At 57.1% G+C, this 6,744-nt stretch carries 7 protein-coding genes; 2 read left to right on the top strand and 5 right to left on the bottom strand.

Annotation, left to right across the window (positions count from 1 at the left end):
- Positions 1–1,136: tetratricopeptide repeat protein (locus tag VGC62_RS15615; RefSeq protein WP_331187981.1), on the top strand; the 1,136-nt coding region annotated here is incomplete at its 5' end.
- On the top strand, positions 1,133–1,825 hold the full coding sequence (locus VGC62_RS15610; protein ID WP_331187980.1) for a HAMP domain-containing sensor histidine kinase: 693 nt from the start codon (positions 1,133–1,135) through the stop codon (positions 1,823–1,825). The genes VGC62_RS15615 and VGC62_RS15610, both read left to right, overlap by 4 nt.
- Before the next feature lie 83 nt (positions 1,826–1,908).
- On the opposite strand, the gene VGC62_RS15605 is transcribed toward VGC62_RS15610, so the two are convergent.
- The 5 genes from VGC62_RS15605 to VGC62_RS15585 form a co-directional block, all read right to left on the bottom strand.
- The gene (locus VGC62_RS15605; protein WP_331187979.1) at positions 1,909–2,100 is read right to left on the bottom strand and encodes a hypothetical protein; all 192 of its coding nucleotides are present in this window, start codon (positions 2,098–2,100) and stop codon (positions 1,909–1,911) included.
- 17 nt (positions 2,101–2,117) lie between these two features.
- Positions 2,118–2,822, bottom strand: coding sequence for a class I SAM-dependent methyltransferase (locus tag VGC62_RS15600; RefSeq protein ID WP_331187978.1), 705 nt, complete (start codon positions 2,820–2,822; stop codon positions 2,118–2,120).
- Positions 2,815–3,576 (bottom strand): TylF/MycF/NovP-related O-methyltransferase, encoded by a 762-nt coding sequence (locus VGC62_RS15595; RefSeq protein ID WP_331187977.1) that lies wholly within the window; start codon positions 3,574–3,576, stop codon positions 2,815–2,817. The genes VGC62_RS15600 and VGC62_RS15595 overlap by 8 nt, the downstream gene beginning before the upstream one ends.
- Positions 3,573–4,844 (bottom strand): ATP-grasp domain-containing protein, encoded by a 1,272-nt coding sequence (locus VGC62_RS15590; protein ID WP_331187976.1) that lies wholly within the window; start codon positions 4,842–4,844, stop codon positions 3,573–3,575. Before VGC62_RS15590 ends, VGC62_RS15595 begins: the two co-directional genes overlap by 4 nt.
- 49 nt (positions 4,845–4,893) lie before the next feature.
- The coding region (locus VGC62_RS15585; RefSeq protein WP_331187975.1) for a glycosyltransferase at positions 4,894–6,744 on the bottom strand (1,851 nt) is incomplete at its 5' end.

The following is a 6,744-nucleotide window of genomic DNA, read 5'->3' as shown; positions in this document are numbered from 1 at the left end:
CCCAAAAGGATCCACGCTTCGCGCCGCTGTGCCTGCGCTATAAGGCCGATGCGTTGCGCGACCTGAACCAGCACGAGGCGCTGGAAGCCTTTCTAAAAACGATCCTCGCCGACCGCGCACAGCCATGGGCTTATGCCGCGTTAGGCAAGTTGCTGTTGAAGCGTGGACGCCATCTGGAAGCAAAGACTGTCTACGAGCAGGCGATCAAGGTGTTTCCCATGATGCCGGTACTCTATGACGGCATGGCCGATGCGTTGGTCGCCAGCGGTGACGTCAAGGGCGCGCAGCGGGTGCTTGAGGATGCGGTGCGTTTGTCGCCGTTCGCGGTGCGCCGGCAACGCCTGTTGGGCAAGCTGGCGTTGGCTAACGAAGATTTTGACAGCGCCTCCAAGGCCTATCGGCAAGCCGTCGCACAAGGGCAGTTTTCGCGCTTCAAAGACCCGGAAAGTAACCTCGGTCTGGCGCAGTCGCTGATCAGCAAAGGCGGTGAACGCGGTCTGGACGCGCGGGCACGGGTCGAGATCAACCAGACGCTGACCGAAGTCGCTAAAGAAAACGCTCAAGACACCGGTTTGCAGGTGCGCGCGCGGCTGATGAAGGCGACCAGCGTGAAATCGTCGGACCCGGAAATGGCCGCCAAGTTGATCGAGCAAGCTGTGGCTCGGCTTGAAGGTATGGATCAGTTTTTGAGTGCCGATGCAGCGCTGGTCGTAGCATCGCAGCTCAAGCAGTTGGGTCAGGACGGCGTGGGCGAGGGTATTCTCAAGAGCTGTGCGGAAATCTATGGTGACGATCCGGCAGTCATGAAAAGTATTGCGTTGCAGACCGATGACCCGCAAATCCTCGGTGTCGGCAAAGCTGCCATCGACCTCAACTCTCAGGGCATCCGCAGTTACCGGGCAGGCAATCTCGGAGAAGCGCAGGACCTGTTTCGCCGTGCCTTGGCGTTGCAACCGAAAAACATCAGCATTGCATTGAACATGGCGCAGTCGTTGCTTCACATCGGTGTGCAGAATCTCGATGCGGCGGCGCTCCAGGAGTGTCAGTCCAGCCTGAAACTGGTAGGCAAGATGCCGAATACCGATTCGCGTTATGAGCGCTATCAAAAACTGCAAAGCAGGGCATTCGGCGTATGAAGGATCGCGACTTGGGGCTGGATTTCTCCATGGTGATCGCCTCCACCGTGCATGACATGAAGAACTCTCTGGCAAGCCTGATCCATGCGCATGGGCAATGGATCGCGCAATTGCCGCAGACTCAGCACGAGACGCCGGAACTGGGCGTGATCAACTATGAGTTCGCGCACTTGAACGGCATGCTGGTGCAGTTGCTCGGGCTTTACAAACTGGGGGTTAGCCAGTTACCGCTACGGCCGGATTACCACGAGCTGGATGATTTCCTTGAAGCGCAACTGGCGTTGCATGAGGAGGTTCTGAACAGTCGTGGGATCGTCGCGAGTTATCGTGTCGAAGACTTCGGTGTGCCGGGTTTTTTTGACCGCGAGTTGATGGGCTCGGTGGTATCGAATGTGATCGTCAACGCCATCCGTTATGCGCGCCACGATATTTTGATCAGCGCCGCACAGGTGGGCGAACAACTGGTGATCACGGTTAACGACGATGGACCAGGATTCCCGGCACCGATGATCGAGCAACAGGGCGATTACGTAATGGGCATCAACCAAAGCAGCGGCAGCACTGGGCTGGGTCTTTATTTCGCCGCGCAGATTGCGCGGCAGCATCAACGTAAGGGTGTGCGCGGGCACATCGAAATCGCCAACGGCGGTGAGTTGGGTGGCGGTATGTTCAGTATCTTCCTGCCCTGAGTCCTCAGGTTGTGAAGTGTATGACGACCTGACAATTTCGTTGCAGGATTGCTCGCGTCGCAGTCGGCAGCCCCGCAAGGGGGTTACGGTGGCGGGGTCCAGCCGCCCAGTGCTTTGTACCGATTGGCTAGGTTCACCACCCGCGCGAGCTCCAGCGTTAGCCATTGCTGTTGGGCGGTGAACAGCGCGCGTTGGGCGTCCATGGTCGAGAAGTAGCTCCAGATCCGCTGGCGTTCTTTGCCATCGGGACCTTGCAGGCATCCTGCTGGATTCACACTGCACACATAGTCTGTCAAGGCTTGGTATACACGCCCAACCAAGAGCTGATCACGCCTATGCGTCCGTCGCTCAAGCGCCATGCCAGGTCGAAGGCTTTATTCACCTGCTCAGTGAAGCCGTGCCAAGGGCTTGCTTGCACATAAAACGAACGCCATTTTCGAGTGCGATACGGATCCTTGAAGAAGTAGATGTCGTTGAGCACCAGTTGCTCGGAGGCGCCGAAAGAGAGTGGGGACGTCGACTGGCCAAAGGCATGGCGGATGCTTTGCGGGTAATAGGGCCTGATGTGGGAGAAGTCATAAAAGAACCGCTCGCCCAGAACGGGGCATACGATGATGAGTCGCCCCTGGTCAGCCAACAGCAGGATCAGACGATCCAGCAGGGGCATCAGCTTTTCTGGCGGCAAGTGTTCTATAAGGTGGCTGAGGAAAATGACATCGAATTTCTTGTCCAGACGACCCATGTCGTCTTCATGGTAGGCGTCGATTCCCTGATCTCTGGCGTTTTTTATGTACTGGGGATTGATGTCGATCCCGGTAATGTGCATGTTCAACGATGCGAATAACGGCAGGTATTTACCTGTACCGAAGCCGTAATCCAACACCGATAGCGGGTGCGACGACGCGTCCGACCAGCGGCTCAATAAGTTTTTGATACGGATGCTTTCCAGCGTCTGGTAATGCGCCGGGTGCAGGCGATGCACGTTTTGATCAGCCATGGTTTGAGTCCGCCAATTTGATAAACACGGCATGCCCATTGATGTTCTGAAACAGGAAGAATCGCGAGTCCTTGGCTATTTCTTGAACCAGATCAGCTACACCCTCGCATCCCCAGGTCCCGTAGTCGTCGAATACCACCACGCCATGCACGCTCAGACGGGGGCTGACCCACTCGAACACATCCTTGGCCGAAAGGTAGGTGTCGACATCGATGTGGCAGAAGGCGAACTGGCTATGCTCGATGCTGTGAGCGCTTTCTTCCGGGAAAATCCCTTGCAGGATTTCCACCTGTTGGCTTACGCCCAGTTTGCCCATCAGTTCCAGCACCGCCTCTTTAGAGGTGTCGGCATGTTCGCCACCCCGATAGAGGGTATCTTTTTCGCCGGCCTTGACCACGCCGACAAAAGTGTCGCACAGGTACATTTTTCGGGAGCTGGCGACATTCGACAACTGGCTGGCAATCAATGCGCCTGTTCCGCCTTTCCAGACGCCGACCTCGATGGCGTCGCCCTGCACATGCTCAAGCTGGCGCACCAGTGTCCACAGTTCATAGCAGCGATAGATATCGACCAGCGTGGAGTTTTTGACCGTGTCATAGGTCTTCATGAACGCCGGATCGTTGTACCAGGGCGAATACGTGGCGCGGGAAATCAGCACCGAGTGTGGGTGTTGCGGATTTAGCGGTTTGATCCAGGTATCGCGCAAGTTGCGTAGGAGAAAACGGCGTAGCGTGTCAAATTTGAACAGCTTCAATTCAAGAACTCCAAAGCGTCTACATCGAATACCGGGATGCCGCACGTCGTCGCAACGTCAACTCGCTCGGGGAAATGGTTATCGACGAAGATGGACCTTGGCTGGATGAACGCTGATTTTTTCTGACCGACCTGAAGGTGGATGATCTCGGTAAATAGGTTGGGGTCGATTCGTGCATCTGCCAACGCCTGTAATGGGCTGCCGACGTGGCGTGTAACGAGGATCAGCTTTTTGCCTTTGGCAAGCATGCGATACAGAAAGAACAGGGTCGATGGAATTGCCTTGCCGTCCATGATCACCGTCTCATCGAAGTCGATGTAGACCGTGTCAAAGTCTTCAGCAAGCTCGGCCAGCGTCAGGATGCGCCGCTCGATCAGCGTGATGCCCGTCATAGGCAGGGCGTTGACGTCGCGCTGCATAAAGTCATGCACGGCCATCAGAGGCAAATTGATACCTCTGGCGCGCTGGGTGACCATTGCACCAGCGACCCGGCAGCTCACTTCCAGTAGCTTCCAGTGGTTGTGTCGGTCCTTTTTGAGCTGGAAGAACCAGGGCCCACGCAATTTGAGGCGCTGGTTGATCAGCGCCGCAATGTCGTGAATCTGCGGTGAAGCCTCCAGCGGTCGGCAGCGCATGGCGATCCCGGCTCTTACCCGTTCACGCGTGCGGGGGCCGACCCAGATCAAACGACGTTTGCGGTCCGAGAAACAGTCCACGGTTATTTCTTCGCCGGGCAGATACTCCACCAGCACAGGCGCCTTGATGTGCTCCAGGGCAGCGCTTGCCTGCGCGAGCGTCTCAACGATGCTGACACCTTGGCCACCCTGACCGAGATCGGGTTTGATGACCGCAGGCCAAGTGTCGATTTGTTCTACCTCTGAGTAAACCCGAGGCGACCACGGCTGATCGGCGAACAGCTCATAGGTCAACGACTTGCGCCGCGACACGCTAGCGGCCTGAGGATCGCCATTGACCAAGGCCACGTCCCATTGATGGATTCGGTTGGCCAGGTATTGCTGCACGGTGTCGTGCGTGGCGAACACCAATTGGATGTTCCATTGGGCCAGCAGATGACCGAATGCTTCATCGAAATCATCGGCGTCGATTCGCGGCAGGTCCCCCGAGTAATTAGCGAACAGCAAGCGACCGTGATCATCCACGCTTGAGGCGCCAAACAGATTGACATGCACTGAGTGGGTTAGCGCCTGATGGATTTCCGAAGCGTTTTCCGACCCGCACGGAAACACCAGGACGTTTATTCGCGCCATGGCGTAGATCCTTTATCCAGAGGGTGCATAGGGCTGAATGTCTGGAGGGTCATGTGGGCAACCATGCTTTGAGCAGCCTATCGGCAGAGTCGCGGGTGGATATCCAATGGGCGTTGACCTGCGCGCGAAGCTGTTGACCCTGTTGTGCATACGCGTCCCGATCATTGAGCACGGCGCGTATTGCCTCGATCCAGCGCGTCGGTTCGTTGTTCATCAGAGTCAGCGGCAGAGTGCCACGCAAGCCCTCTACATCGCTGGCAATCACCGGAATTGCGCAGGCACCGTATTCGAGTGCCAGGATGTTGCTGCGGCAATGGTTGGCGACGGTTGGGGTCAGTGCAATCAAGGCCAGGTCCAGATTCAGTGCGGCCAGCTTGTCCGGCTCATGCTGCGCGTGGATTGTCAGATGGGTTTCGTGTGCATAGTCGCGCAGCTCTAGAGGTGCCTTGCCCAGGAAGATCCAATCGACTTCGTTGGAAAGTGCCTTGAAGACGGCCTCGATCAGTGGGAAATCAATGCCCTGAGTGGTGCCCATAAAACAGCCGACACGGGGTCTGGCGGCAGGCTCCAGGCGTGACTGAACGTTGGCCCAGCCTGGCGAAAGCAGGGTCGGGATAATGCGGATGTCCATGTGCCTGCCCAGGAATACGTCAGCAAGACTGGCTGTTGGAACCACCAGGCGATCAACGTGACTCAGCGCAGTGTGTATCGATTGGCCAATGTCGGTACCACTGCCATTGACGCTACTCACGAAGTCCAGGCCCGATGGGTAGTGATCGATGTCTAGTACCTTGAAGGCATTGGAGAAGCGTTTGATCTTGCGCATCAGCGCCAGACGGGGAGGGTCGATGCGTCGTTGCAGTACGATGATGTCGGGCTCATATCGCTGCAACTCAACAACCCCCAGCAGATTGCGGCTGATCATGCCGTCAACTTGACCGGCGTCGCGCAGTTGCTCGAACGGCTGAGTAATCCGCCGTGTGGCCGAAACCTGTGTGTCGGCGGGATGGCCCAGTATGATCGGTAGCGGTCGCCAGGCCAGAGGGCGCCAGGACAATTGCGATCGTCCATCGAGATCGAAACCGCCACCGTTGACCGATAGATTTCGGTTGTAGGCTGGATCGGCGGCGAGCACCGGCAGCCATTTCGAATACATGGACTCTTGCTCTTGGCTGAAGCGCTTAAGCTTTGCTTCGAGCGTTGCGACATCCACGGTGTTCTGACTGACGCTGCCCTCATGCAGCAACACGGCATGAGGCGTCCACACGGTGAGGTAACCCAGCGCGCCGACTTTCAGGCACAGGTCGACATCGTTGTAGGAGACTTTGAAGCTCTCCTCGTCGAGGCCGTCGACTTCGTCGTAAATGGACTTGCGAATCATCAGGCAGGCGGCGGTGACTGCGCTGTAGTTTTGGTCAACCATCAAGCGTTGCATGTAGCCGGGAGAGGTGGCGGGCAGGCCAATGAATGGATGACCGGCCGGCCCGTCGAGGCCGACGATGACCCCGGCATGCTGCACGTCTCCGTTGGGGTAGAGCAACTTGGCGCCGACTATACCGACCTCCGGACGCAGCGCATGGTTGAGCAGCGCATCCAGCCAGTCTTCGCTCATGACCGCCGTATCGTTGTTGAGCAAGACCAGGTAATCGCCCTTGCTCTCCCGAGCCGCCAGGTTGTTGATGGCCGAGAAGTTAAACGGGTAGGGGTAGCGCAGAACGCGGACTTTCTGCCCGCCCACGGCATCCATTTCGGCCAGCCAGTTGATCGCTTCCGGGGTCTGGCTGTTGTTGTCGACGATGATGATTTCGTAATTGAAGTAGCGGGTTTTTTCCAGGACGCTTTCCACACAACGCTGCAGGTAGTTCAGTTGATCCTTGGTGGGGATGAGGATCGACACCAG

This window comes from Pseudomonas sp., from assembly GCF_036404235.1.
Classification (GTDB): Bacteria; Pseudomonadota; Gammaproteobacteria; order Pseudomonadales; family Pseudomonadaceae; genus Aquipseudomonas.
Note: the sequence above shows the minus strand (reverse complement) of the source record. Positions and strands in the feature narration are given on the sequence as shown.